The sequence below is a fragment of the Rathayibacter sp. AY1D2 genome, assembly GCF_002932695.1.
GTDB lineage: Bacteria > Actinomycetota > Actinomycetes > Actinomycetales > Microbacteriaceae > Rathayibacter.
Genome location: NZ_PSVX01000025.1, coordinates 19,544 through 41,779 on the forward strand (window position 1 = coordinate 19,544; position 22,236 = coordinate 41,779).

Below are 22,236 nucleotides of genomic sequence, written 5' to 3' on the forward strand. Positions count from 1 at the left end.
GCCGCATCCGCTCGTTCCTGACCCTGGGGGATTCCATGACCACTCCGTACACGCCCGCGTCCGACCGCTACAACATCCTGGCGATCATCGGCTTCATCGCCTCGTTCTTCGTCTCCATCGTGGGCATCGTGCTGGGCTTCATCGCCCTGTCGCAGATCAAGCGCACGGGGGAGAAGGGCCGCGGCCTCGCCCTCGCCGCCGTCATCATCGGCTTCGTCGCGATCATCATCACCATCATCTCGTTCGTCGCGCTCTTCTCGATCGCGGCGACCATGCCCTCGACCGGGTACTGATCGACACGCCTCCGAGGCTCGGGGGCGCCCGCACCACCAGGAGGACACCGTGACCGACGACACCGCGCCCGGACCGCAGACCGGACCGGCGCCCGCGCCGTTCGCCCCTCCGCTCGGCGAGCCGTCGGCGGCCTACCCGCCGCCGACGGCCGCCGCCGATCCCTACCCCGGGCTCCCGCCCCGCCGCCCGCCGATGAACCCGCTCGCGGTCGCGGCTCTGGTGTGCGGACTGCTGGGGCTGGCGCCCGCCGCCATCGTCCTCGGCCACATCGGCTTCGCCCAGGCCCGACGCTCCGGACAGCGCGGCCGCGGTCTCGCGGTCGCCGGCTTCGTGCTGGGCTACCTCGCGATCGTCCTCGCGGTGATCGCCTACCTCGCCTGGACGGCCTTCGTCGGCGACCTGCGCGACGGCGGGTATCTGCCCGCGTGAGCGGACGGAACCCCTCCGCCGCCGCCCGGGTGCTGGCTAGACTCGCGCCATGAGCGACGACAGCACCCGTCCCGGCCCCGGCTCCGACGAGCAGCACGGCTCCGTCCCGGTCCCGCCGGCCCCGCCCGTCCCCCCGGCTCCGCCCGCTCCGCCCTCGGCCGCGTCGCAGCCGTCGGTGCCGCTCGCCGACTCCGCGCCGCCGACCTACGGGTCGCCGCCGCCCCCGCCGGCGTACCCCTCGGCGCCTGCGTACTCCTCCGCGCCCGGCCACCCCGCCGCCTACGCGGCCGCACCGGCGCCCGTCGTCCCGCGCACGCTGAGCCTCGTCGGGATGATCCTCGGCATCGTCGGCCTGGTCATCACGCTCTTCGCCGCCGGCTTCGGCTTCCTGCTGTCGGCTCCAGCCGTCGTGCTCGGCTTCCTCGGACGCCGGCGCGAGCCGGCCGCACGCGGCTTCGCGCTGACCGCGATCATCACCGGGTTCGCCGGCATCGCCGTCTCGCTGATCTACCTGGCGGTCTTCCTCGTCTTCGTCGTGGTGGCCCTCGCCGCCGGCACCTCCGGCTACTGAGCCGGCGCGGGCCGCTCGACGCGCTCCGCGAGCAGCGCGCGGTGGCGCCCGGCGATCCGCGTCAGGATCAGCACCGCGCTGCCGGTGCCGGAGAGGCCCAGCCGCTTGCGGAAGCGGGCGGGGTCGACGTCCACCCCGCGCTTCTTGATCTCGAGCACGCCGATGCCGCGGGTGCGCAGCTCTTTCGCCAGCGTGCGCTCGTCCAGCGGCAGCTCGGCGAGGACTCGGAAGCTGCGGAGGAAGGGCGAGGCGGCCGCATGGTCGCCGGTCAGGTAGGCGATGCCGGGCGAGAGCATCCGCGAGCCGCTGGAGCGCGCGAGCTCGCCCAGGAGGCGCGCGCGGATCGCGGAGCCGTCCGGCTCGTGCACGAACGCGCCGAGGGGGCCGACCTCCTCGTCCTCGCTGTCGCCCGCCGCGGTGAGCTCGGAGGAGCCGGTCGCGCCGAGCAGCAGAGCGGAGCGGCGCACGCCCGGGCGTGCCAGAGAACCGAACCAGAGCCCGGTCTCGACCAGCTCCCCGTCGACCGAGACCCACTGCGCCTCGGCGTCCCGCGGCAGGCGCTCGCGGTCGAAGCCGGGACCCACCTTCACGCCCACGGGACGATGCTCGGCCAGGCCGAACGCGAAGTCGAGCGAGGGGGAGTAGTCGTCCGGATCGTCGAGCCGGCGGGTCTCGCGGTGGCCCGCCGTGCGGCGTGCCGGGTCCAGGTAGACGGCGTCGAAGCCGTCGAGGTCGAAGGCCTCGGCCGTCGAGTGCACGGCGCTCGCCGCGGGGAACGGGGCGAGGTTGAAGCTGGCCAGGGTCGCGGTGACCTCGTCGGCCTCGACGGCGGTGACCGCCAGGTCGATCGCGGCCATCGCGAGGGCGTCGCCGCCGATCCCGCTGCCGAGGTCGGCGACGCGCGCCGCTCCCGCCGCGGCGAACCGGCCGGCGTGCAGGGCGGCGACGCGCAGCCGCGTCGCCTGCTCGAGTCCCGCGTCCGTGAAGAGCATCGAGCGGGCGAACTCTCCGAACTTCGCCTCCGCCTTCTGCCGGAGCCTCGCCTGGGTGAGCACCGCGGCGACGAGGACGGGGTAGTGGCCGGCGGCCCGGAGGCGTGCCACGGCCCGCACCAGGTCGTCGGACCGGTAGCCGTCGAGGGAGTCGAGGAGCCGGAGGCCCTCGGGGGAGAGGAGCTCGACCAGCTCGTCGCGTCGCATCCGGCCATGGTAGGCCACGGCCTCCCGGCGGGTCCGCCGCCCCGCTTGGCACTCTGATTGCACGAGTGCCAGCGGAGCCCCTACGATGGATCTAGCACTCTCGGAGCGTGTGTGCCAGAACCGCGTTCCGCCCACATCGTCGTCAAGAAAGAGGTCAACCGTGTCGGTGTCCATCAAGCCGCTCGAAGATCGCATCGTCATCAAGCAGGTCGAGGCGGAGCAGGTGACCGCTTCCGGTCTCGTCATCCCCGATACCGCCAAGGAGAAGCCGCAGGAGGGCGAGGTCGTCGCCGTCGGACCCGGTCGCATCGACGACAACGGCAACCGCGTGCCGCTCGACGTCGCCGTCGGCGACAAGGTGATCTACTCCAAGTACGGCGGAACCGAGGTCAAGTTCGGTGGCGAGGACCTGCTGGTCCTCTCCGCTCGCGACGTCCTCGCGGTCGTCGTCCGCTAGGCAGCATCCCTCGGAAGGGCCCGTCGACCTCGGTCGGCGGGCCCTTCCGTCGTTCCCGGTCCTCCTCGCGGCCAGTGGCCTGATCCGCCCGCTACGGGGCCGTCTCCCCACCGCGCGGCTGCGTAGCATCGGGGGAGTGACCAGCTCCCGCACCCCTGCCGAGTCCGTCTCGCCGTCCCCTTCGGACGTGCCCGTCGGCGAAGGAGTGGAGGCGCTCGGAGCGGCGGGACGCCCGGGCGGGATGTCAGGCACGGGGCTGCTGTTCGCGTTCTCGGCCTACCTGCTCTGGGGTGCGATGCCCCTCTACTTCATCGCGATGGCGCCGGCCTCGCCGTTCGAGATCGTCGCGTTCCGGGTGCTCTTCTCGCTCGTCTTCTGCGTGATCCTGCTCACGGTCCTCCGCGGCTGGCGCTCCTTCGGCGCGCTGCTGCGCCGCCCCCGCCTGCTCGGCGTGATGGCGATCGCGGGCGTGCTCATCTACGTCAACTGGCAGGTCTACGTGATCGCCACGACCACGGGCCACGTCATCGAGGCGGCCCTGGGCTACTTCATGAACCCGCTGGTCACGGTGCTGCTGGGCGTCCTGGTGCTGCGCGAGCGCCTCCGGCCACTGCAGTGGGCCGCGATGGGCGTCAGCGCGGTCGCGGTGCTGGTCATCGCGGTGGGCTACGGATCCTTCCCGTGGATCTCGCTCGCCCTCGCCTTCTCGTTCGGCCTCTACGGCCTGGTGAAGAGCCGCGTCGGCGGCACGGTGGACGCGGTCGGCGGGCTGACGCTCGAGACGCTCTGGCTGACGCCGCTCGCCGTCGTGCAGCTGGCGGTTGTCGGCTCTACCGTGGGGCTGACCCTGACGACGGAGGGGACGGGGCACGCCCTCATCCTCGCCTCGGCCGGCATCGTCACGGCCGTCCCGCTGCTCCTGTTCGCGGGCGCCGCCCGCCGGCTCCCGCTGTCGATCGTCGGCTTGGTGCAGTACCTGACGCCGTTCCTGCAGTTCCTCGTCGGGGCCTTCGTCCTGCACGAGGAGATGCCGCTCGAGCGCTGGATCGGCTTCGCTCTGGTGTGGGCCGCCCTGGCGATCTTCTCAGGCGACCTCGTCGCCGCGGAGCGCAGACGGCGCCGTTCCTCCGTCTGATCTGCGGAACGCGTCGTCCTGGCGCGGCGCGACAGCGGAATGGTAACGATCCGGTCGCGAAACGTATTGGTAACACCCCTGTATTGTTCACGGCTGCTTCGGAGGTTAGGTTGGCCGAGCGGTTGCCACCGGCGCCGCTCCCACTGACACACACTTCTCAAGGAGCAACATGGGCGTTTACGCGAAGGCCGGCTCGGCCCGCGCGCGGTCCCTCCGGGCAACCCTCGGCGGCGTCGCCATTCTGGGCGCCAGCGCTCTCGTCCTCGCCGGCTGCGCCGGCGGCGGCGACAGCGGATCGGGCGGCGACAGCGGCTCGGGCGACCTGTCCCTCAAGATCGGCACGATCCTCCCGCAGACCGGCACCCTCGCCGTCCTCGGCCCGCCCGAGATCGCGGGCGTCGACCAGGCGGTCGTCGACATCAACGACGCCAAGGCCGGCATCACGATCGACGTGGAGCAGAAGGACTCGGGCGACACCACGACCGACATCGCGACGCAGTCGGCCACGTCCCTCATCGCCGACAACGTCTCCGCCATCATCGGCGCGGCGTCCTCGGGCGTCTCGAAGACCTTCATCGACCAGGTGACCCAGGCGGGCGTCGTCCAGATCTCGCCGGCCAACACCTCGCCGGACTTCACGACCTACGACGACGACGGCTACTACTGGCGCACCGCTCCCTCGGACGTGCTCCAGGGCCGCATCCTCGGCAACAAGATCCTCGGCGACGGCAAGACCAACGTCTCGATCCTGTACATGAACGACGCGTACGGCACCGGCCTCGAGAAGAACATCAAGGAGACCCTCGAGGCGGGCGGAGCATCCGTCGCGGCCGAGGAGATCTTCGAGCCGGCCTCGACCGACTTCAACTCGGCGCTGACCTCGGTCCTCGCCCCGAACCCCGACGCGCTGGTCGTCATCTCGTTCGACGAGATCAAGACCATTGCGGAGCAGCTCTCGGCCAAGGGCTTCGACTTCTCGAAGCTCTACGGCACGGACGGCAACTACGGCGTCATCGGCGAGTCCGACACCAACGTCGACATCGCCGGCGCGCAGTTCACCAACCCGGGCGTCCAGGCGTCCGAGGACTTCCAGGGCAAGCTGCAGTCGCTCGTCGAGTCGCAGGGCAACGACGCGCTGACCGTGTTCAGCTATGCGCCGGAGTCGTACGACGCCACGGTCCTGACCGCTCTCGCCGCGCTCCAGGGCAAGGCGACGGACGGTGCGACCATCCGCGACAACCTCATGTCGGTCTCGGAGGGCGGCACCAAGTGCACGACCTTCGCCGACTGCGCGAAGCTCATCGCCGACGGCGAGGACGTCGACTACGACGGCCTCTCCGGCCCGATCTCGTTCGACGAGAACGGCGACACCAGCGAGGCCTCGGTCTCGATCTACAAGTACGGCACGGGCAACACCACCTCCTTCGAGGAGACCGTCGAGGGTTCGCTGAACTGACGACGCGGTGACGCGGCTCCTGCCGCATCCCTGAGGGGCTCGGTCTTCGGACCGGGCCCCTCCGCCGTTCCCGGAGCGCAGAGCAGGAGACGCGCCGGTCGTGCGGACGCAGCGAGGCGCGGCGGTCGTCCGGGAGGGTGACCGCTGTCGGGTGCGGGCGGACGGCTCCGCGGCGTCCAGGGCCCCGCGTGGCGTCGAGGAGCCACTCCGGGGAGGAGCGGCTCGGACGGCCTGCACGCGCCTCCGAGCGCCTCTCCCGGCCTCGAGGGCGCCCTGCCGGACCGCGGGCGGGAGCGACGACGTCGAGCGGGAAGGCAGAAGCGCGCGCCCTCCCGAGGGAGGACGCGCGCTCGCGCAGTGCGGAGGACCTAGGAGGCGCGGAGCAGCTCCGCCTCCTGCGCCAGGCGGTACGTGACGAAGGAACGGCTGTAGTTGCGGCGCTTGCCGCCGGTGGTCTCGGCGATGACGACCTGGGCGTAGACGCCGACGACGCGCCAGCGCTCGTAGTCGCCGATCGCACCGGTGCCGAAGCCGGCTCCGAGTTCCACAGGGGCGGGGGTGTAGCTCTTCATGGTCGGCTCCTTCGAGGCGGACGACGCGGCGATCGAGACGCTGCGGGGAGGGGAGGAGATCGGCGACCGATCGCGGTCCCTACCGGGGGAGAGGGGAGCGGGACGTCCCCCTGCAGGGCTGTCCCGTGTCCCCAAAACTACGGCAGGCAGGGCGATATCCTGTCCCCCTCGTGGGGGTCGCTGGTGCGGAGAGACTCTCGCTGTCCTGCCCTCGTACCGCGGACAGGAGACCGAGGGTCCGGCCCGCCGTTCCGCCGACTTCCCGGGGGTTCGGCGGGCATCGCGGAGAGACCGGTGAAGGCCTGTCCGCGCCGGGAGAGCGGCCCCCCCGCCTCCCTTCTGCGGCACCCCGTGCCGGCGCGTCTCCGGGCACCGAGCCGCCTGCCTTCCCGCCCTGCTCGGAGTGGTCTCCGAGCCGCCCGGCGCCCTGGGCGAGCGGCCCCGCCTCCGCCCCGGAGCCGCACCGGCCCCTCGGCCCCGCTCGCGCCCGCTCCGCGCCCCGGCAACGACGAAGGGCCCGCCGTCCGGAGACGACGGGCCCTTCGCAGCGGGGGTCAGCCGCCGACGGTCGGGGTGCTCGTGGTGACCTCGTTGGTCGTCGCGAGCGTGCCCAGGTAGAGCTCGATGACCTTCGGATCGTTCATCAGCTCCCGGCCCGCGCCCTCGTAGGCGTCGCGGCCCTGGTCGAGGACGTAGCCGCGGTCGCAGATCTGCAGCGCCCGCCGCGCGTTCTGCTCGACGATCATGATCGAGACGCCTGCGCGGTTGATCCGCTGCACGTTGACGAAGGTCTCGTCCTGCCGCATCGGGGACAGGCCGGCGCTGGGCTCGTCGAGCAGCAGCATCGACGGGTCCATCATCAGAGCCCGCGACATCGCCACCATCTGGCGCTCACCGCCCGAGAGCGACCCCGAGCGCTGCTTGAGCCGCTTGCTGAGCTCCGGGAAGAGCTCGGTGACGAACTCGAGCCGCTCCTTGTACAGCTTCGGCTTCTGGTACATGCCCATCTCGAGGTTCTCCTCGATGGTGAGCGACGGGAAGACGTTGTTGTTCTGCGGCACGAAGCCCACGCCCTTGGACACCAGCTTGTCGGCCTTGAGGCCGGTGATGTCCTCGCCGTTCAGCAGGACGGTGCCCTGGCGGATGTTGACCAGGCCGAACATCGCCTTCAGCAGCGTCGACTTGCCGGCGCCGTTCGGGCCGATGATCCCGACGAGCTCGCCGCGCTTCACGTAGACGTTCGAGCCGTTGAGGATGTTGACCCCCGGCACGTAGCCCGCGTGCAGATCGTGCGTCTCGAGGGTGTTCGGAGTCGTCGTGTCGGCGGTCATCTCTCGTCCTTCTCGAATTCGACGGCCGGGGCGTCGGTCGTCGGGGCGACGCTCGTCGGCGCGGAGGCCGACGGGGACGCCGTTCCGGCCGCCGGAGCGTCGTGGCCGGGCGTCGGGATGCCGGCCTGCTCCGCCTGCCGCTCCACGTCCTCGCGGACGAGGTCGGAGTCCATCTCCTCGGCGATCTCGAGCTGGCCCTCGATCGTGCCCAGGTCGGTGTCGTGGTGCGCGCCCAGGTACGCGTCGATGACGGCCGGGTCGTTCATCACGGTCGAGGGCGGGCCCTCGGCGACGACCTTGCCCTCGGCCATCACGATCACCCAGTCGGCGATCGTGTTGACCATGTGCATGTCGTGCTCGACGAAGAGCACGGTCATGCCCTCGTCCTTCAGGTTCACGATGTGGCCCAGGAGCGACTGCGTCAGCGCCGGGTTCACCCCGGCCATCGGCTCGTCGAGCATGACGAGCTCGGGCTCCGACATCAGCGCCCGCGCCATCTCGAGCAGCTTCTTCTGGCCGCCCGACAGGCTCGACGCGTAGTCGTCCCGCTTCGTGTCCAGCTTGAACTTCTCGAGCAGGCGGATCGCGCGCTGCTCGATCGAGTCCTCCTCCTTCGACCACAGCGGGCGGATGAGCGAGGTGAAGATGTTCTCGCCCTTCTGCCCCTTCGCGCCGAGCAGCATGTTCTCGAGCACCGTCATGCCGCCGAGCGCCTTGGTGAGCTGGAACGTGCGCACCATGCCCATCCGCGACACCCGGTAGGCCGGGACGTTGGCGAGGTTCTTGCCCTTAAAGTTCCACTTGCCGGTATTGGGCTTGTCGAAGCCCGTCAGCAGGTTGAAGAACGTGGTCTTGCCGGCCCCGTTCGGGCCGATCAGGGCGGTGATGGATCCGCGGGGGATCTCGAGGTGCTCGACGTCGACCGCGGTCAGGCCGCCGAAGCGGCGGCTGACGTTGTCGGCGACGACGATGGGGTCCTTCTTCCTGACCCCGGGGACGATTGCTTCCTCGGTGATGTCCGAGACCGGCGTCTTAGGCAAAGTGCAGATCCTTCTTCTTGCCGAAGATCCCCTGGGGTCTGAAGATCACCAGGAGCATGAGGGCTACCCCCACCACGATGAACCGGATGGGTCCGGTCTGCACGGTGGTGAGGCGGATGAGGTCGTTGTTGAGGACCCCGGTGTCGATCCCGAGCGTGAGCAGTCCGTCGGTCAGACCGAGGACGACCCAGAAGATGATCGAGCCGACGACGGGTCCGAAGACCGTCGCGGCGCCGCCCAGCAGCATGATCGTGTAGAGGAAGAACGTGAGCTGGGTGCCGTAGTTGTCGGGCTGGAGCGAGCGGGGGAGGATGAACAGCGCTCCTGCGAGGCCTCCGAGCACGCCGCCCAGGATGAGCGCCTGGATCTTGTACGAGAAGACGTTCTTGCCGAGCGAGCGCACGGCGTCCTCGTCCTCGCGGATGCCCTTGATGACGCGGCCCCAGGGGCTGCGCATCAGGAGGAACACCAGGAGGCAGGCCAGGAGCACGAGGCCCCAGCCGACGATCCGCACCCACCACTGGTCCTGGCTGTAGGTGAGGACGCCGATGCCCCAGCGGCCCTCGGGGAGCGGGTTGAGGTCGTTGAACGCCTTCGCCGCGCCGTTGATGCCCTCCGAGCCGCCGGTGATCGCCGAGAACTCGGGGGTCTTGACCGAGAGCCGGATGATCTCCGCCGCCGCGATCGTGACGATCGAGAGGTAGTCGGCCCGCAGCCGCAGCGTCGGGATGCCCAGGATGAGCGCGAAGACGGTCGCCGCGACGATCGTCGCGAGGAAGGAGCCCCAGACGGGCCATTCGAACTTGACCGAGGTGATGGCGAAGGCGTAGCCGCCCACTGCCATGAAGCCGGCCTGTCCGAAGTTGAGCAGCCCCGTGAATCCGAAGTGGATGACCAGGCCGATGGTCGCCAGCGCGTACGCGGCGACAGTGGGATCGACGATCTGCCCGATCGCCAGCCAGATGAAGTTGAGGTTCATGGTGTCCTAGCCGATCCGTTCCTTGCGGCCCAGGATTCCCTGCGGCCTGACCAGGAGGATGATGATCATGAGAACGAGCGGAGCCACGTACTTGAGGTTCTCCGGGATCCAGATCGTCGAGATGTTCATCATCAGTCCGATGATGAGCGAGCCGACCAGCGCGCCGTAGGCGGAGCCGAGTCCGCCGAGCGTGATCGCCGCGAAGATCAGCAGCAGGATCGACGCTCCCGTGTCCCAGCGCAGCGACTGGTAGTAGCCGATGTAGACGCCCGCCAGCGCGGCGAGAGCGCCCGACATCACCCAGACGACGCGGATGACGCGCTCAACGTTGATGCCCGAGGCGGAGGCGAGGGCCCGGTTGTCCGAGACCGCCCGCATCGCCTTGCCGATCTTCGTCTTCGTGAGGACGTAGGCCACGGCGACGATGCAGACGACGCCGACGACGGCGCCGACGATGTCGGTGAACTTCAGGCTGATCCCGAGCTCCGGCACCGTGAAGAACGGAGCGGTGCTGTTGGGGAGCGAGAGGCGGTCGGCTCCGAAGAAGAAGACGAACACGTAGCGCAGGGCCAGCGAGAGGCCGATCGTCACGATCATCAGCGGGATGAGCTGGATGCCCTTCTTCCGCAGCGGCTTCCAGAGCAGTCCGTCCTGGACGAAGCCGAAGGCCCCGCCGAGGATCACCGCGATCGGGATGGCCAGCAGCGCCGGGAGTCCGAAGACCCCGGAGAAGAGGTACGCCATCAGCGCGCCGAAGGTGACCAGCTCGCCGTGGGCGAAGTTGTTCAGGCCGGTCACGCCGTAGATCAGCGAGGCGCCGATCGCCGCGAGGGCGATCAGGAGCCCGAAGATCAGGCCGGTGACGACCTTCGGCCAGAAGATGATCCAGAACGTGTCGGCCGACACCGGCTGGTTCACCGCATTGGACGTGCCGTCGGGGTTCGTCGCGTCGTTGCCGGTCGTGCCCTCGGTCGCGGGGCTCGTCGGAGCCGCGGAGTCCGTCGGGACCGGGACGGTCGCTCCGGAGCCCTTCGGGTTGGCCGTCGAGACGATGAAGTTCACGATCTGGTTCTGCGAGGCGACGATCTTCACCTGCTTCGGGTTCTGACCCGCGGCGGGGTAGCCCTTGTCGGCGGGCAGGGACTCCTCGTCGACGGTCACCGTGTAGGTGCCCGCGGCGTCGAGGGGGAACGTGGCCCGGCCGTCCTCGCCGGTGGTCACGGTCGCGGAGGCGTCGCCGCCGATCTCGACGGTCACCCCCGTCAGGTTCTCGTTCGTCCCCTGCACGCGGACCCAGGCGATGATCGACTGGTCGGCGGTGGTGGCGGCGAGTGCGGCAGGGGCCGCCGCGGCGATCCCGGTGAGGGTCGCGGCGAGCAGACCCAGGGCCAGGAGCCGGTCTCGGAGCCTCGGGCGTCTCCTATCCACGGGGCGCCTCCCGGTCCGTCGGATGCAGGGTCGTCGAGCGCTGGCGGCGCATCGAACGGCTGGCTGTGAGCAAGACGTCTACCTCTCGTCAGGGTGCACAGACGGATGGGGTCTCCGGGCACGCCCGAATCGCCGTCGTCAAACAACGTTGGTTGACCATACGTTCCGCATGTGTCGGCGGTGTTTCACCGTCCGCACTTACGCGTGACGACATTATGAGGGAGAGGAGAGCGCTCCAGCGCCCATCCGCGGCCCGGCGGCCGCGCCGTCGAGGAATACCGCGGGCCCTGCGGCGCTTAAGATCGAACAACCGTGGCGCTCGTGAGCGGACTCCTCCCGTCCTCTCCGGGCTCCCGCACTCGACCTGCTAAGGGGCATTGATGGACCAGCCGGATCCCTTCGGATTCCTCGGACTCACCTACGACGACGTCATGCTCCTTCCGGGGCACACCGACGTCATCCCGAGCGAGGCCGACACGGCCTCCCGTCTCACCAAGCGCATCAGCGTGGCGACCCCGCTGCTCTCCGCGGCGATGGACACCGTCACCGAGGCGCGCATGGCGATCGCGATGGCCCGCCAGGGCGGCTTCGGCGTCCTGCACCGCAACCTCTCCATCGCCGACCAGGCCGACCAGGTCGACCGGGTGAAGCGGAGCGAGTCGGGCATGGTCTCGAACCCCGTCACCACCACCCCGGACGCCACCGTCGCCCAGGTGGACGACCTCTGCGGCCAGTACCGGATCAGCGGCCTCCCCGTCGTCGACTCCACCGGCGTGCTCGTGGGCATCATCACCAACCGCGACATGCGCTTCGTCTCGCCGTTCGAGAAGGCGACCACGCTCGTCCGCGACGTGATGACCAGCACCGGCCTGATCACGGGCCGCGTCGGCATCCCCGACAGCGAGGTCATCGCCCTCTTCGCGCAGCACAAGATCGAGAAGCTGCCGCTCGTCGACGCGCAGGGCAAGCTCGCCGGCCTCATCACGGTCAAGGACTTCGACAAGTCGGAGCAGTACCCCAACGCCACGAAGGACGACGAGGGCCGCCTCCGGGTCGGCGCCGCGATCGGCTTCTTCGGCGACGCCTGGCAGCGCGCCACCGCCCTGCTCGACGCGGGAGTCGACGTGATCGTCGTCGACACCGCCAACGGCGACTCCGCCGGCGTGCTCGACATCATCCGCCGCCTGAAGTCCGACTCCGCGTTCGCCGGCGTCGACGTCATCGGCGGCAACGTCGCGACCCGCTCCGGGGCGCAGGCCCTCGTCGACGCGGGCGCCGACGCCATCAAGGTCGGCGTCGGCCCCGGCTCGATCTGCACCACCCGCGTCGTCGCCGGCGTCGGAGTCCCGCAGGTCACCGCGGTCTACGAGGCGTCCCTCGCCGCGCGCGAGTCCGGCGTGCCGGTGATCGCCGACGGCGGCCTCCAGTACTCCGGCGACATCGCCAAGGCGCTCGTCGCCGGCGCCGACACCGTGATGCTCGGCTCGCTCCTCGCGGGCTGCGAGGAGAGCCCCGGCGACCTCGTGTTCCAGAACGGCAAGCAGTTCAAGACCTACCGCGGCATGGGCTCCCTCGGCGCCCTGCAGACCCGCGGCGAGCGGACCTCCTACTCGAAGGACCGCTACTTCCAGTCGGACGTGCCCACCGACGACAAGCTGATCGCCGAGGGCATCGAGGGCCAGGTGCCCTACCGCGGCCCGCTCGCGAACGTGGCGTACCAGCTCGCCGGCGGGCTCCGCCAGTCGATGTTCTACGTCGGAGCGCGCACCATCCCCGAGCTGAAGGAGCGCGGGAAGTTCGTGCGCATCACGGCGGCCGGGCTGAAGGAGTCGCACCCGCACGATGTGCAGATGGTGGTGGAGGCGCCGAACTACCGGCGCTGAGGGGTCTGGTGGGGGCCGGCGGCGGATCGGGATCGCGGCCCCTCTGCCCGATGGGCCTGCGGCCCATACGCCCACCACGCCGGAGGGGCCGGGATCCCGATCCGCCGCCTCCCTCCGGGAGACGAGCACCGATTCTCGGCTGAGGGGCGGGGGACGCAGCGCGAGCGGCGCGGGGCGCCGCCGCGACTGCGGGGGGAGGGCCTCCGCCTTTCCGCATGCGGGGGAGTGGTCGTGCCTCACCGCGTGAGCGCGACGGAGTGGGGACTGGCGTCCCGTGTCCCAGCAAGTCGTCGTCTCGGCCGCGCAGGCTTCACCTGCTGGTGGTGTGCGCCCGCTCGCGTCGATCGCGGCCTGGTGTGGAGCCCGGTGGGAGCGGAAGCAAGCGATCCGCTTTCCAGCGGATCGGCGTAGCGCGGACGCGTGACGCTCTGCGGAACGCGACCGCCCGCTCGGGCCGACCGCGGGCGAGCGGCGAGCGGAGCGAGGAGCGAGCCACGGCTGATACCGCTCAGCGGTGACCGGCGATCCGCGTGCGAGCGGATCGTCGTAGCGCGGACGCGGGACGCTCTTGGGAACGCGACCGCCCGCTCGGGCCGACCGCGGGCGAGCGACGAGCGGAGCGAGGAGCGAGCCACAGTAAACTCTGCGTCATGGAGATCGAGATCGGGCGCGCCAAGCGCGCCCGCCGCGCGTACGCCTTCGACGACATCGCCGTCGTCCCGAGCCGCCGGACGCGCGACCCCGAGGTCGTGTCGGTGAAGTGGTCGATCGACGCGTACCAGTTCGCGACGCCGATCCTCGCCGCGCCGATGGACTCGGTGGTGTCGCCGGCGACGGCGATCCGGCTCGGGCATCTGGGGGCGCTGGGCGTCCTCGACCTCGAGGGTCTGTGGACGCGGTACGAGGACCCGGAGCCGCTGCTCGAGGAGATCCGTCGGCTTCCGGCCGAGACCGCGACGCAGCGGATGCAGGAGATCTACTCCGCTCCGATCCGCCCCGAGCTGGTGACCGCGCGCCTGGCCGAGATCCGCGCCGCGGGCGTGACGGTCGCCGGGGCCCTGTCGCCCCAGCGGACCGCGGAGCTGTACCAGACCGTCGTCGACGCCGGGGTCGACGTGTTCGTCATCCGCGGCACGACCGTCTCGGCCGAGCACGTCTCGCGCGACACCGAGCCGCTGAACCTCAAGAAGTTCATCTACGAGCTCGACGTGCCCGTCATCGTCGGCGGCGCCTCCACCTACACCGCGGCCCTGCACCTCATGCGCACGGGCGCCGCGGGCGTCCTCGTCGGGTTCGGCGGCGGTGCCGCCTCCACCACCCGCACGACGCTCGGCATCCAGGCTCCGATGGCGACCGCGGTCGCCGATGTCGCCGGCGCTCGCCGCGACTACCTCGACGAGTCGGGCGGACGCTACGTGCACGTCATCGCGGACGGCGGCCTCGGCACCTCCGGCGACATCGTGAAGGCCGTCGCGGTGGGCGCGGACGCCGTGATGCTCGGCTCGGCGCTGGCCCGCGCGACCGACGCTCCCGGCGGGGGCTGGCACTGGGGCGCGGAGGCGCACCACCCGCAGCTGCCGCGCGGCCGCCGCGTCGAGGTCGGCACCGTCGGCACCCTCGAGCAGGTCCTCTACGGCCCGGCAACCGGCGCCGACGGCACGGCGAATCTCATCGGCGCCCTGCGCCGCTCGATGGCGACGACCGGCTACTCCGACCTCAAGGAGTTCCAGCGGGTCGAGGTCGTCGTCGCGCCGTACCAGCCCAGCTGACGCTCACCGACCGAGGCGATCCTGACCGTCGAGGCCGCCGCGAACAGCGGGCTCCCTCGACGGCCCGGGGGTCCCTGGACGCGGCGGACGCCGGCGCGGGTCGGCCGGACGGGCTGGCGTCGTAGGCCTCGCGCCAGCCCGGCGGACGACGCTGCGGACCCGCGCGCGCGGATCCGGTCTTCCCGGCGCTTCTCGGCGAGAAGCACGAGCTCGGGCGAGCGGCCCCCGAGGAACGCCGGGTCGGTTCGGATCGACGGTGGTCTGCGCGAGATCCGAGACGGCGAGTCCGTCGATCAGTGCGGGTGAGGGCGGACGCGCGCTCCGCGACGCCGTTCCACGTCCGGCTGCCCGGGTCCGTCGCCCCTCGACATGCACGGTCTCCGCAAGAGGCTCGACCAAGGGGCGTCCCGGACCGCCGCCGCCGCCGCCGACTCGCGGAGGACGAAGGGCGCGCTCCAGGTCGCGGCCACGGCGTCGATCCGCGCCCGCTGCCGCTCGTCCGCGGAGGCCCCCGCCCACTCGCCGGTCCGCGCGTACCGCGGCGCAGCCGCACGGACTCGTCCGACCGGCCTCACGCCCCGCCTCGATAGATCCCCACTGCACGCTTCCGCCCCCCTTTCCCTCCCTCCGCTCCTCCTGTGGAGACTCCCCCCACCCCCTGTGGACAGCGAGGGACGCAGGACCGCCGAGGCCGCCGGGAAACGGCGGGATCCCTCGACGGGTCGGGGTTCCCTCGGTAGGGAGGCTCCGCACGCGCCTAAGCTGGAAGTCCCGAGTGGGAGCGCCGCACGGCGCGGAGGGAGCACGCATGGTCGAGGTCCGCAGGGTCAAACTGCCCGGAGTCGGCGTTCTGCACACGTTCCTGACGGCCGACGGCGGCAAGGTCGGGGTCATCGCCCACCGCTCCGGCCACAGCGACCTGATCACGTTCGCCGAGGGCGACCAGGACGGCGCCAAGGTGTCGCTCCGCCTGAGCGACGACGAGGCGCACACCCTCGCCGAGCTCCTCGGCGGCACGCAGATCACGGAGTCGCTGACCGCGCTCGACCAGATCCCGGGCCTCTCGATCGACTGGTTCACCGTCGACTACGACGACCACATCGCCGGACAGCAGCTCGGCAAGCCCGCCGACCGCGGGATCGTCGGGCTGACCGTCGTCGCCGTGGTCCGGGGCGACGCCGCCAATCCGGCGCCGGCCCCCGACTTCCGCGTCTTCCCCGGCGACACCCTCGTGGTCGCCGGCAGCCCCGAGAAGGTCGCCAAGGCGTTCGCGTTCTTCCGCACCGGCAGCTTCGCCAAGACGGTCGACGCCCCGCCCGGAGCCTGAGGATGCACCACGGCGAAGACCTCATCGTCCTCGGCGTCCTGTTCGTCGTCGCCTACGTCCTCGGCCGGCTGGGGAGGACGATCGGGCTCCCGGCCATCCCGATCTACATGGTCGTCGGGCTCCTCGCGAGCCCGAACTTCCACCTCTTCCCGCTCGACTTCGAGTCGAGCTACATCGAGCTGACCGCGGTCTTCGGGCTGATACTCCTGCTGTTCAACCTCGGCCTGGAGTTCGACCAGGACGAGTTCTTCGGGAACGCCGGCCGCCTGATCCTCTCCGGCGGCTCCTACATCGCGGTCAACATGGCCGTCGGCCTCGGCTTCGGCTTCGCGCTGGGCTGGGGGAGCCGCGAGGCGCTGATCATCGCCGGCATCACGGCGACGAGCTCGAGCGCGATCGTCACCAAGCTGCTGATCGAGCTCAAGCGCCTGGCGAACCCCGAGACGCCGATGATCCTGGGCGTCACGGTCGTCGAGGACATCTTCATCGCGGTCTACCTGGCGATCGTATCCGTCGTGCTCTCGGGCGAGACGGAGCCGTGGCCGGTGGTGCTCAAGCTCGTCATCGCGTTCGCGTTCCTCGTGGTGATGTTCGCGATCGCCCGCTGGGGCGGGAAGGTCGTCTCCCGCTTCTTCCGCACCCGCGACGACGAGCTGTTCACGATCCTGTTCTTCGGTCTCGCCATCCTGTTCGGCGGCATCGGCGAGGTCCTCGGAGTGACGGACGCGATCGGTGCGTTCCTGATCGGACTGGTCATCGGAGCGACGCGGTTCCGGTCGAGGGTCGAGCACATCGCGATCCCGCTGCGCGACGTGTTCGGCGCCTTCTTCTTCGTCAACTTCGGTCTCGGGCTGGATCCCGGCGCGTTCCCGAGCGTCGTGGTCCCGGTGCTGATCGCCGCGGTGATGACCATCGTCCTCAACCTCGGCGCGGGGCAGTTCGTCGCGTGGCTCAACAAGCTCGGACCGCGCGCGGGCCTGAACGCGGCGTTCATCCTGCACAACCGCGGCGAGTTCGCGCTCATCCTGGCGACGCTCTCGCTCTCGGCGGGGCTAGACGAGCGGATCCAGCCCTTCGCCGGCCTCTACGTGCTGATCATGGCGATCGTCGGGCCGATCCTCGCCTCGCGCTCCGAGAGCATCGGCGCGTTCCTCTCGCGGCGGCGGCACCGCCCGGCACCCGCAGCGGCCACGGCCATGGACGAGGAGGACTTCGCGCTCGTGGAGGCGGCGATGGCCGCGCCCGCCGTCTCCGCGGAGGAGGCCCCCGCTCCTCCGAGGCGCCCCGCGGAGCCGGACGAGCTCGACGACGAGTTCCCCGATCCGATGCGCCAGGCGCTCATCGACCAGGCGATGCAGCAGTCCGACGGCGCCGACGACGCCCGGCCCCGCCGCCCGAGGGAGCCCGACTACTGATCCCACGGAGCTCCCACACTCACGGGTTAGGCTCGATCCGGCCCGCGGGACACCGCACGGATCGAGGGCGGACGAGGGACGAATGACGCAGAGCACGGTCGGGCAGGTGGCCCGGCGCCCGCGCTGGATCGCCGCGCTGGCGCTCGCACTCCTGATCGCCGGGCTCTTCGCCGCGCTCGGGCAGTGGCAGGTCGGCCGCGCGGTCGAAGCCGCCGCGCCCGACTCCGGAGCGTCGGAGACGACGCTCCCGCTCGCCGAGGTCGCGACCCCCTCCCGCTCGATCACGGCGACCGCCGACGGACAGCGCGTGGAGGGCTCGTCCGTCTTCGTGCCGGGCGGTGCCGAGATCCTCGGCGGCCGCCTGAACGGCGAGCAGCCGGGCTGGTGGGTCATCGCCCGTACCCGCACCGCCGACGCCGATCTGGTGCTCGCCTACGGCTGGACGCAGGACGAAGCGCAGGCGCAGTCCGTCGCGGACGCGCTCAACAGCGGGAGCGAGCAGGCGCCCTCCTCCTTCATCGGCCGCCTCGTGGCCAACGAGGCCGCGGAGGCGCCGGCGGAGGGCCTGGACCCCGCCACCCTCACCGCGCTCTCCGTCCCCGCGCTGATCAACCGCTGGCCGGACCCGCCGCAGGACGTCTACCAGGGCTACGTCGTCGTCGACGAGCCGGTCGCCGGCCTCGAGGCCATCGACTCCCCGGCGCGCGTGAGCGACGTCTCGCTGAACTGGCTCAACGTCTTCTACGCGATCGAGTGGGTCGTCTTCGCCGGCTTCGCCCTCTACCTCTGGTTCCGCCTCGTCAAGGACGCGTGGGAGCGCGAGGCCGAGGAGGCGCTCGACGCCGAGGAGCGCGCCCGCGCCGACCTGGGCGACCGGGCCGAGGCCCCCGCCCCCGCACCGTAAACTGGTCGTCATGCCCCTCGAGCCCAAGCCCGCGCAGTTCCCTGCGATCCGGAGCGCGCTGCGCTTCTACCGGGTGACCTCGATCATCACCGGCGTGATGCTGCTCCTGCTCTGCGCGGAGATGCTGCTCAAGTACGTCTTCCACCTCGAGCTGTTCGCCTTCGGCCAGCAGGGCGTCCTGCACTTCGCCCCGATGTACGAGGTGCCCGGAGGTGAGTTCACGTCGAGCGGCACCGGCGCGAACCTGTCCACCGGCATCCTGATCGCGCACGGCTGGTTCTACGTCGTCTACCTCTTCGCCGACTTCCGCCTGTGGAGCCTCATGCGCTGGCCGTTCACGCGCTTCGTGCTCATCGCGCTCGGCGGCGTGGTGCCCACCCTCTCCTTCTTCGTCGAGACCCGCATCGCCCGCGAGGTCGAGCAGTACCTCGAGCGCCGGACCGCCGGCACCGACCCGAAGACCCCGACCGACTCCGTGGAGGCCCCCCATTAGCGAGCAGCCCACCGCTCCCCAGCCGCACCTGGCCGCGCAGCCCGTCCTCGTCGTCGACTTCGGCGCGCAGTACGCGCAGCTGATCGCCCGCCGGGTCCGCGAGGCGAACGTCTACTCCGAGATCGTGCCCTCCAACGCCACAGCCGCCGAGATCGCCGCGAAGTCGCCCGTCGGCATCATCCTCTCGGGCGGCCCCTCCAGCGTGTACGAGGAGGGTGCCCCGCAGCTCGACCCCGCGATCTTCGACCTCGGGGTCCCGGTCCTGGGCATCTGCTACGGCTTCCAGGTGATGGCGAAGACGCTCGGCGGCGAGGTCGCCAACACGGGGCTGCGCGAGTACGGAGCGACGGACGCCGCCCTCTCGACCGACGGTGGCGTGCTCCTCGGCGAGCAGCCCGCCGACCAGACGGTGTGGATGAGCCACGGCGACTCGGTCGCACAGGCGCCCGAGGGCTTCGAGGTCCTCGCCTCCACGAGCTCCACCCCGGTCGCCGCCTTCGGCAACGACGAGCGCCGTCTCTACGGCGTGCAGTGGCACCCCGAGGTCAAGCACTCCGCCTACGGCCAGGCCGTCATCGAGAACTTCCTCCACCGCGCCGCGGGCATCCCGGCCGACTGGAACTCCTCCAACGTGATCGACGACCAGGTCGCCGTGATCCGCGAGCAGGTCGGCACCGGACGCGTCATCTGCGGCCTGTCCGGCGGAGTCGACTCCGCCGTCGCCGCTGCGATCGTGCACCGTGCCATCGGCGACCAGCTCACCTGCGTCTTCGTCGACCACGGACTCCTCCGCAAGGACGAGCGCCGCCAGGTCGAGGAGGACTACGTCGCCGCGACCGGCGTCCGCCTGGTCACCGTCGACGCGCGCGAGCAGTTCCTCGACGCGCTCGCCGGCGTCAGCGACCCGGAGCAGAAGCGCAAGATCATCGGCCGCGAGTTCATCCGCACCTTCGAGGCCGCCGCCGAAGCGCTCGTGCTCGAAGCGCAGGGCGAGGGCGAGACGATCGACTTCCTCGTCCAGGGCACGCTCTACCCCGACGTCGTCGAATCCGGCGGCGGGACCGGCACCGCCAACATCAAGTCCCACCACAACGTCGGCGGACTCCCCGAGGACCTGCAGTTCGCCCTCGTCGAGCCGCTCCGCACCCTCTTCAAGGACGAGGTCCGCGCGATCGGCCGCGAGCTCGGCCTCCCCGAGGTCATCGTCGGCCGCCAGCCCTTCCCCGGACCCGGCCTCGGCATCCGCATCGTCGGCGAGGTCACCCAGGAGCGGCTCGACCTCCTCCAGGACGCCGACGCCATCGTCCGCGCCGAGCTCACCGCCGCCGGCCTCGACACCGAGATCTGGCAGTGCCCCGTCGTCCTCCTCGCCGACGTCCGCTCCGTCGGAGTCCAGGGCGACGGCCGCACCTACGGCCACCCCATCGTCCTGCGCCCCGTCTCCTCGGAAGACGCGATGACCGCCGACTGGACCCGCCTGCCCTACGACCTCCTCGCCAGAATCTCCAACCGCATCACCAACGAGGTGAGCGGCGTGAACCGGGTGGTGCTGGATGTGACGTCCAAGCCCCCCGGCACCATCGAGTGGGAGTGATTCCGCGGGTCTCCGCACGGTCATCTGCGGCGTTGTCGGCGGTTGCGATACCTCCGGTATCGCGCCCTTCTCCGCCTTGCAGCTGACCGCGCGGAGACCCGCGGAACGTCAGGAACGGCTCCCTTCGAAGGGGGCCGTTTCTTGTTGAGGGGAGCGGGTGGGGGAACGAGCCCCTGCGGGGCCGTTCCCGGGTGCAGGTAGAGGGGAACGAGCCCCTGCGGGGCCGTTCCCGGGATGCAGGTCGGGGAACGAGCTCAGGTGGCTGTTCAGGGAACGGGTGGCCGCGGTTCGGCCGGGGGATCGGTCGGGGTTGACCGGTGCCTGGCGAGGCGTTCCGAGTGGCGGTCAGCGGGACGAGGCCCTGCGGGGACGTTCCTGGGGTGCCGGCGGAGAAGCGAGCTCCTGCCGAGCGGTCGGGGAACGCGGGTCGGCGCTGGTCCGGGGGCCGAGGTGCAGGCGGCAGGCTCGCGAGCGCGGGTCAGGCGGGGGTGTCGAGCACGCCGATGAAGCGGGTGCCGATGCCGTCGTACTCGTCGCGGCGGTGGCCCTCGGGGTGGTGCGGCCAGGAGGCGGGGGAGTGGTCCTCGCAGACGAGGAACGTGAACTCGGGCCACCACTTCTTCGGGCGGGCGGCCTCGGAGCGGCCGCAGACGGTGCAGTCGAGGGTCACCCACACGGGACGCCTGCCGGTGCGGTTCGCGCGCGACTGGACGAGCCAGGCGGGCGGATCCTGCTCGAGGGCGGCGAGCTCCTCCTCCGACAGACGGGTGGGGATGCCGTGCCGCGTCGCCATCTCGAGGGGGATGTCGAGGCGCTGAGCGGCCTCGCGACGCGTGATCATCCGGCCACCCTAACCCAGCGCCGCGCGCGGACCCCGAGGCCGCAGCGACGCGCGCGCGAGCAGCCACTCCAGCGGGCCCTGCCCCACGAGCCGCCTCCAGAGGAGAGCGGCGACGATCGAGCCGACCACGAAGACGCCGAGCAGCGTCCAGCTGCGCCACGCCTCGAAGTCGAACGGCTCGTACGGGACCAGGTACACCGCCAGCGCCACGAGCTGCAGCGAGTAGATCGTCAGCGGCATCGCACCGACGGCCGCGATCGGAGTCGCCGCCCGTGCCAGGAGCGGCAGCCGCTGCAGCAGAGCCGTCAGCGCGCCGAGGACCACGCAGGCGACCCCGCCCGCCCCGAGGAGCTCGGCGGTGGTGCTGGCGTGCGCCTCCACCGCCTCCGGACCCCCGAGCAGCAGCCCGCCGCCGTAGCCGAGCACGGCCGAGACGGCGCCGCCGACGACGACCCAGCGCTGGGTGGTCGCGGACCGGACGTCGCAGCGCGCGATCAGGAGGCCGAGTACCACGTACGCCAGCCACGACGGCACCGGGTAGTACTGGGTGAGCCAGATGAGGGGCTGCGCGGCCAGGAGCGCCTCGTCGGGCGACAGGGTCGAGAGCCAGGAGCCGCCGGCGCTCGTCAGCGCGTCGACCGCGAGGGGCCCGGCGATCGCCGCGACCGCGACCAGCAGGGCGAGGACCGCCCGCGGCAGGAAGAGCAGCAGCGCCGCGACGAGGAACATCACCCCGTAGTGCGGCAGGATCACCGCGATCGGCGTCCCGAGCAGGGTGAGGGCGACGCCGATGACGAGCAGGTACAGCCCGCGGAGCAGGATCGATCCCGTGTCCTGCCAGGGCCGCGAGGAGCGCTGTGCGCCGCCCGTCATCAGCCCGATCGACACTCCCGCCAGCACGGCGAAGAGGACGGAGCTGCGGCCGTTCCAGAGCATCTCGCTCTCGACGGGGGCGAGGTGGGCGGCGAACATGCCGAGGACGGCCAGGCCGCGTGCGACGTCGAGGCCGACGATCCGGGAGTCTGCGGCGCTCATCCCTCCATCGTGCCAGGCGCTCCCGGCAGTGCACCGGGAACGGCGCTGGGGCCGGGAACGACGACGGGCGCCCGACCCGGAGGT

General features: G+C 71.2%; 21 protein-coding genes. 13 read left to right on the top strand and 8 right to left on the bottom strand.

Features of this window, described 5'->3' with window-relative positions:
• Positions 1-35 precede the first annotated feature (35 nt).
• The 3 genes from C5D04_RS08310 to C5D04_RS08320 are packed head-to-tail and all read left to right on the top strand — an operon-like array spanning position 36 to position 1,294.
• Positions 36-293: a DUF4190 domain-containing protein gene (locus tag C5D04_RS08310; RefSeq protein WP_104225014.1), complete on the top strand. Its 258-nt coding sequence runs from the start codon at positions 36-38 to the stop codon at positions 291-293.
• Between the two features lie 49 nt (positions 294-342).
• Complete coding sequence (locus C5D04_RS08315; protein ID WP_104234159.1) at positions 343-723, top strand: DUF4190 domain-containing protein; 381 nt, start codon at positions 343-345, stop codon at positions 721-723.
• 49 nt (positions 724-772) lie between these two features.
• Positions 773-1,294, top strand: coding sequence for a DUF4190 domain-containing protein (locus C5D04_RS08320; RefSeq protein ID WP_258068869.1), 522 nt, complete (start codon positions 773-775; stop codon positions 1,292-1,294).
• Here C5D04_RS08320 and C5D04_RS08325 read toward each other — a convergent pair.
• The gene (locus C5D04_RS08325; protein WP_104347564.1) at positions 1,288-2,493 is read right to left on the bottom strand and encodes an SAM-dependent methyltransferase; all 1,206 of its coding nucleotides are present in this window, start codon (positions 2,491-2,493) and stop codon (positions 1,288-1,290) included. The genes C5D04_RS08320 and C5D04_RS08325 overlap by 7 nt on opposite strands.
• 160 nt (positions 2,494-2,653) lie before the next feature.
• On the opposite strand from C5D04_RS08325, the gene groES reads away from it, so the two are divergent.
• From groES to C5D04_RS08340, 3 genes are all read left to right on the top strand, one after another.
• Positions 2,654-2,950: a co-chaperone GroES gene (groES, locus tag C5D04_RS08330; protein ID WP_097167691.1), complete on the top strand. Its 297-nt coding sequence runs from the start codon at positions 2,654-2,656 to the stop codon at positions 2,948-2,950.
• A gap of 241 nt (positions 2,951-3,191) precedes the next feature.
• Complete coding sequence (gene rarD / locus C5D04_RS08335) at positions 3,192-4,085, top strand: EamA family transporter RarD (RefSeq protein ID WP_104347565.1); 894 nt, start codon at positions 3,192-3,194, stop codon at positions 4,083-4,085.
• Positions 4,086-4,254: 169 nt separating this feature from the next.
• Positions 4,255-5,541 (top strand): ABC transporter substrate-binding protein, encoded by a 1,287-nt coding sequence (locus C5D04_RS08340; RefSeq protein WP_104238457.1) that lies wholly within the window; start codon positions 4,255-4,257, stop codon positions 5,539-5,541.
• Between the two features lie 368 nt (positions 5,542-5,909).
• Here C5D04_RS08340 and C5D04_RS08345 read toward each other — a convergent pair whose 3' ends face one another.
• The 5 genes from C5D04_RS08345 to C5D04_RS08365 all read right to left on the bottom strand — a co-directional run bounded on the left by C5D04_RS08345 (position 5,910) and on the right by C5D04_RS08365 (position 10,891).
• Positions 5,910-6,113, bottom strand: a complete 204-nt coding sequence (locus tag C5D04_RS08345; protein WP_104234164.1) for a hypothetical protein — start codon at positions 6,111-6,113, stop codon at positions 5,910-5,912.
• A gap of 554 nt (positions 6,114-6,667) precedes the next feature.
• Positions 6,668-7,444, bottom strand: a complete 777-nt coding sequence (locus C5D04_RS08350) for an ABC transporter ATP-binding protein (RefSeq protein ID WP_104224729.1) — start codon at positions 7,442-7,444, stop codon at positions 6,668-6,670.
• Positions 7,441-8,484 carry an ABC transporter ATP-binding protein gene (locus tag C5D04_RS08355; RefSeq protein WP_104251056.1) on the bottom strand — a complete coding sequence of 348 codons (1,044 nt, stop codon included), beginning with the start codon at positions 8,482-8,484 and terminating at the stop codon, positions 7,441-7,443. Before C5D04_RS08355 ends, C5D04_RS08350 begins: the two co-directional genes overlap by 4 nt.
• Positions 8,477-9,463 carry a branched-chain amino acid ABC transporter permease gene (locus C5D04_RS08360; RefSeq protein WP_104224731.1) on the bottom strand — a complete coding sequence of 329 codons (987 nt, stop codon included), beginning with the start codon at positions 9,461-9,463 and terminating at the stop codon, positions 8,477-8,479. The genes C5D04_RS08355 and C5D04_RS08360 overlap by 8 nt, the downstream gene beginning before the upstream one ends.
• Before the next feature lie 6 nt (positions 9,464-9,469).
• A complete protein-coding gene (locus C5D04_RS08365; RefSeq protein WP_104224732.1) occupies positions 9,470-10,891 on the bottom strand; it encodes a branched-chain amino acid ABC transporter permease in 1,422 nt (473 codons plus the stop codon).
• Between the two features lie 380 nt (positions 10,892-11,271).
• Here C5D04_RS08365 and guaB point away from each other — a divergent pair, with 380 nt between their 5' ends.
• The 7 genes from guaB to guaA all read left to right on the top strand — a co-directional run bounded on the left by guaB (position 11,272) and on the right by guaA (position 20,276).
• Positions 11,272-12,774 (top strand): IMP dehydrogenase, encoded by a 1,503-nt coding sequence (guaB, locus tag C5D04_RS08370; protein ID WP_104256107.1) that lies wholly within the window; start codon positions 11,272-11,274, stop codon positions 12,772-12,774.
• Between the two features lie 650 nt (positions 12,775-13,424).
• A complete protein-coding gene (locus tag C5D04_RS08375) occupies positions 13,425-14,543 on the top strand; it encodes a GuaB3 family IMP dehydrogenase-related protein (RefSeq protein WP_104224734.1) in 1,119 nt (372 codons plus the stop codon).
• A gap of 808 nt (positions 14,544-15,351) precedes the next feature.
• Positions 15,352-15,870, top strand: a complete 519-nt coding sequence (locus tag C5D04_RS08380) for a cation:proton antiporter regulatory subunit (protein ID WP_068256939.1) — start codon at positions 15,352-15,354, stop codon at positions 15,868-15,870.
• A 2-nt stretch (positions 15,871-15,872) separates the two neighbouring features.
• Positions 15,873-17,285 (top strand): cation:proton antiporter, encoded by a 1,413-nt coding sequence (locus C5D04_RS08385; RefSeq protein ID WP_104234167.1) that lies wholly within the window; start codon positions 15,873-15,875, stop codon positions 17,283-17,285.
• 82 nt (positions 17,286-17,367) lie between these two features.
• Positions 17,368-18,189, top strand: a complete 822-nt coding sequence (locus C5D04_RS08390; RefSeq protein WP_104347566.1) for an SURF1 family cytochrome oxidase biogenesis protein — start codon at positions 17,368-17,370, stop codon at positions 18,187-18,189.
• A 10-nt stretch (positions 18,190-18,199) separates the two neighbouring features.
• Positions 18,200-18,682, top strand: coding sequence for a DUF3817 domain-containing protein (locus C5D04_RS08395; protein ID WP_104234169.1), 483 nt, complete (start codon positions 18,200-18,202; stop codon positions 18,680-18,682).
• A 28-nt stretch (positions 18,683-18,710) separates the two neighbouring features.
• Positions 18,711-20,276 (top strand): glutamine-hydrolyzing GMP synthase, encoded by a 1,566-nt coding sequence (guaA, locus tag C5D04_RS08400; protein WP_104227304.1) that lies wholly within the window; start codon positions 18,711-18,713, stop codon positions 20,274-20,276.
• A gap of 478 nt (positions 20,277-20,754) precedes the next feature.
• Here the strand turns inward: guaA and C5D04_RS08405 are convergent, their stop codons facing one another.
• Together C5D04_RS08405 and C5D04_RS08410 are read right to left on the bottom strand one after the other, a co-directional pair.
• Entirely contained in the window at positions 20,755-21,117 is a 363-nt protein-coding gene (locus C5D04_RS08405; protein WP_104267788.1) for a DUF5997 family protein, read from the bottom strand.
• 9 nt (positions 21,118-21,126) lie between these two features.
• Positions 21,127-22,152, bottom strand: coding sequence for a DUF418 domain-containing protein (locus C5D04_RS08410; RefSeq protein WP_104267787.1), 1,026 nt, complete (start codon positions 22,150-22,152; stop codon positions 21,127-21,129).
• Positions 22,153-22,236 lie beyond the last annotated feature (84 nt).

Bases quoted from the DNA above. Each gene is read 5' to 3' on its own strand.
- C5D04_RS08320 (WP_258068869.1), top strand. From the start codon at position 773: ATGAGCGACGACAGCACCCGTCCCGGCCCCGGCTCCGACGAGCAGCAC.
- C5D04_RS08375 (WP_104224734.1), top strand. From the start codon at position 13,425: ATGGAGATCGAGATCGGGCGCGCCAAGCGCGCCCGCCGCGCGTACGCC.
- C5D04_RS08310 (WP_104225014.1), top strand. From the start codon at position 36: ATGACCACTCCGTACACGCCCGCGTCCGACCGCTACAACATCCTGGCG.
- C5D04_RS08380 (WP_068256939.1), top strand. From the start codon at position 15,352: ATGGTCGAGGTCCGCAGGGTCAAACTGCCCGGAGTCGGCGTTCTGCAC.
- C5D04_RS08385 (WP_104234167.1), top strand. From the start codon at position 15,873: ATGCACCACGGCGAAGACCTCATCGTCCTCGGCGTCCTGTTCGTCGTC.
- C5D04_RS08410 (WP_104267787.1), bottom strand. From the start codon at position 22,152: ATGAGCGCCGCAGACTCCCGGATCGTCGGCCTCGACGTCGCACGCGGC.
- C5D04_RS08395 (WP_104234169.1), top strand. From the start codon at position 18,200: ATGCCCCTCGAGCCCAAGCCCGCGCAGTTCCCTGCGATCCGGAGCGCG.
- C5D04_RS08350 (WP_104224729.1), bottom strand. From the start codon at position 7,444: ATGACCGCCGACACGACGACTCCGAACACCCTCGAGACGCACGATCTG.
- C5D04_RS08405 (WP_104267788.1), bottom strand. From the start codon at position 21,117: ATGATCACGCGTCGCGAGGCCGCTCAGCGCCTCGACATCCCCCTCGAG.
- guaB (WP_104256107.1), top strand. From the start codon at position 11,272: ATGGACCAGCCGGATCCCTTCGGATTCCTCGGACTCACCTACGACGAC.
- C5D04_RS08345 (WP_104234164.1), bottom strand. From the start codon at position 6,113: ATGAAGAGCTACACCCCCGCCCCTGTGGAACTCGGAGCCGGCTTCGGC.
- C5D04_RS08360 (WP_104224731.1), bottom strand. From the start codon at position 9,463: ATGAACCTCAACTTCATCTGGCTGGCGATCGGGCAGATCGTCGATCCC.
- C5D04_RS08340 (WP_104238457.1), top strand. From the start codon at position 4,255: ATGGGCGTTTACGCGAAGGCCGGCTCGGCCCGCGCGCGGTCCCTCCGG.
- rarD (WP_104347565.1), top strand. From the start codon at position 3,192: ATGTCAGGCACGGGGCTGCTGTTCGCGTTCTCGGCCTACCTGCTCTGG.
- C5D04_RS08390 (WP_104347566.1), top strand. From the start codon at position 17,368: ATGACGCAGAGCACGGTCGGGCAGGTGGCCCGGCGCCCGCGCTGGATC.
- C5D04_RS08325 (WP_104347564.1), bottom strand. From the start codon at position 2,493: ATGCGACGCGACGAGCTGGTCGAGCTCCTCTCCCCCGAGGGCCTCCGG.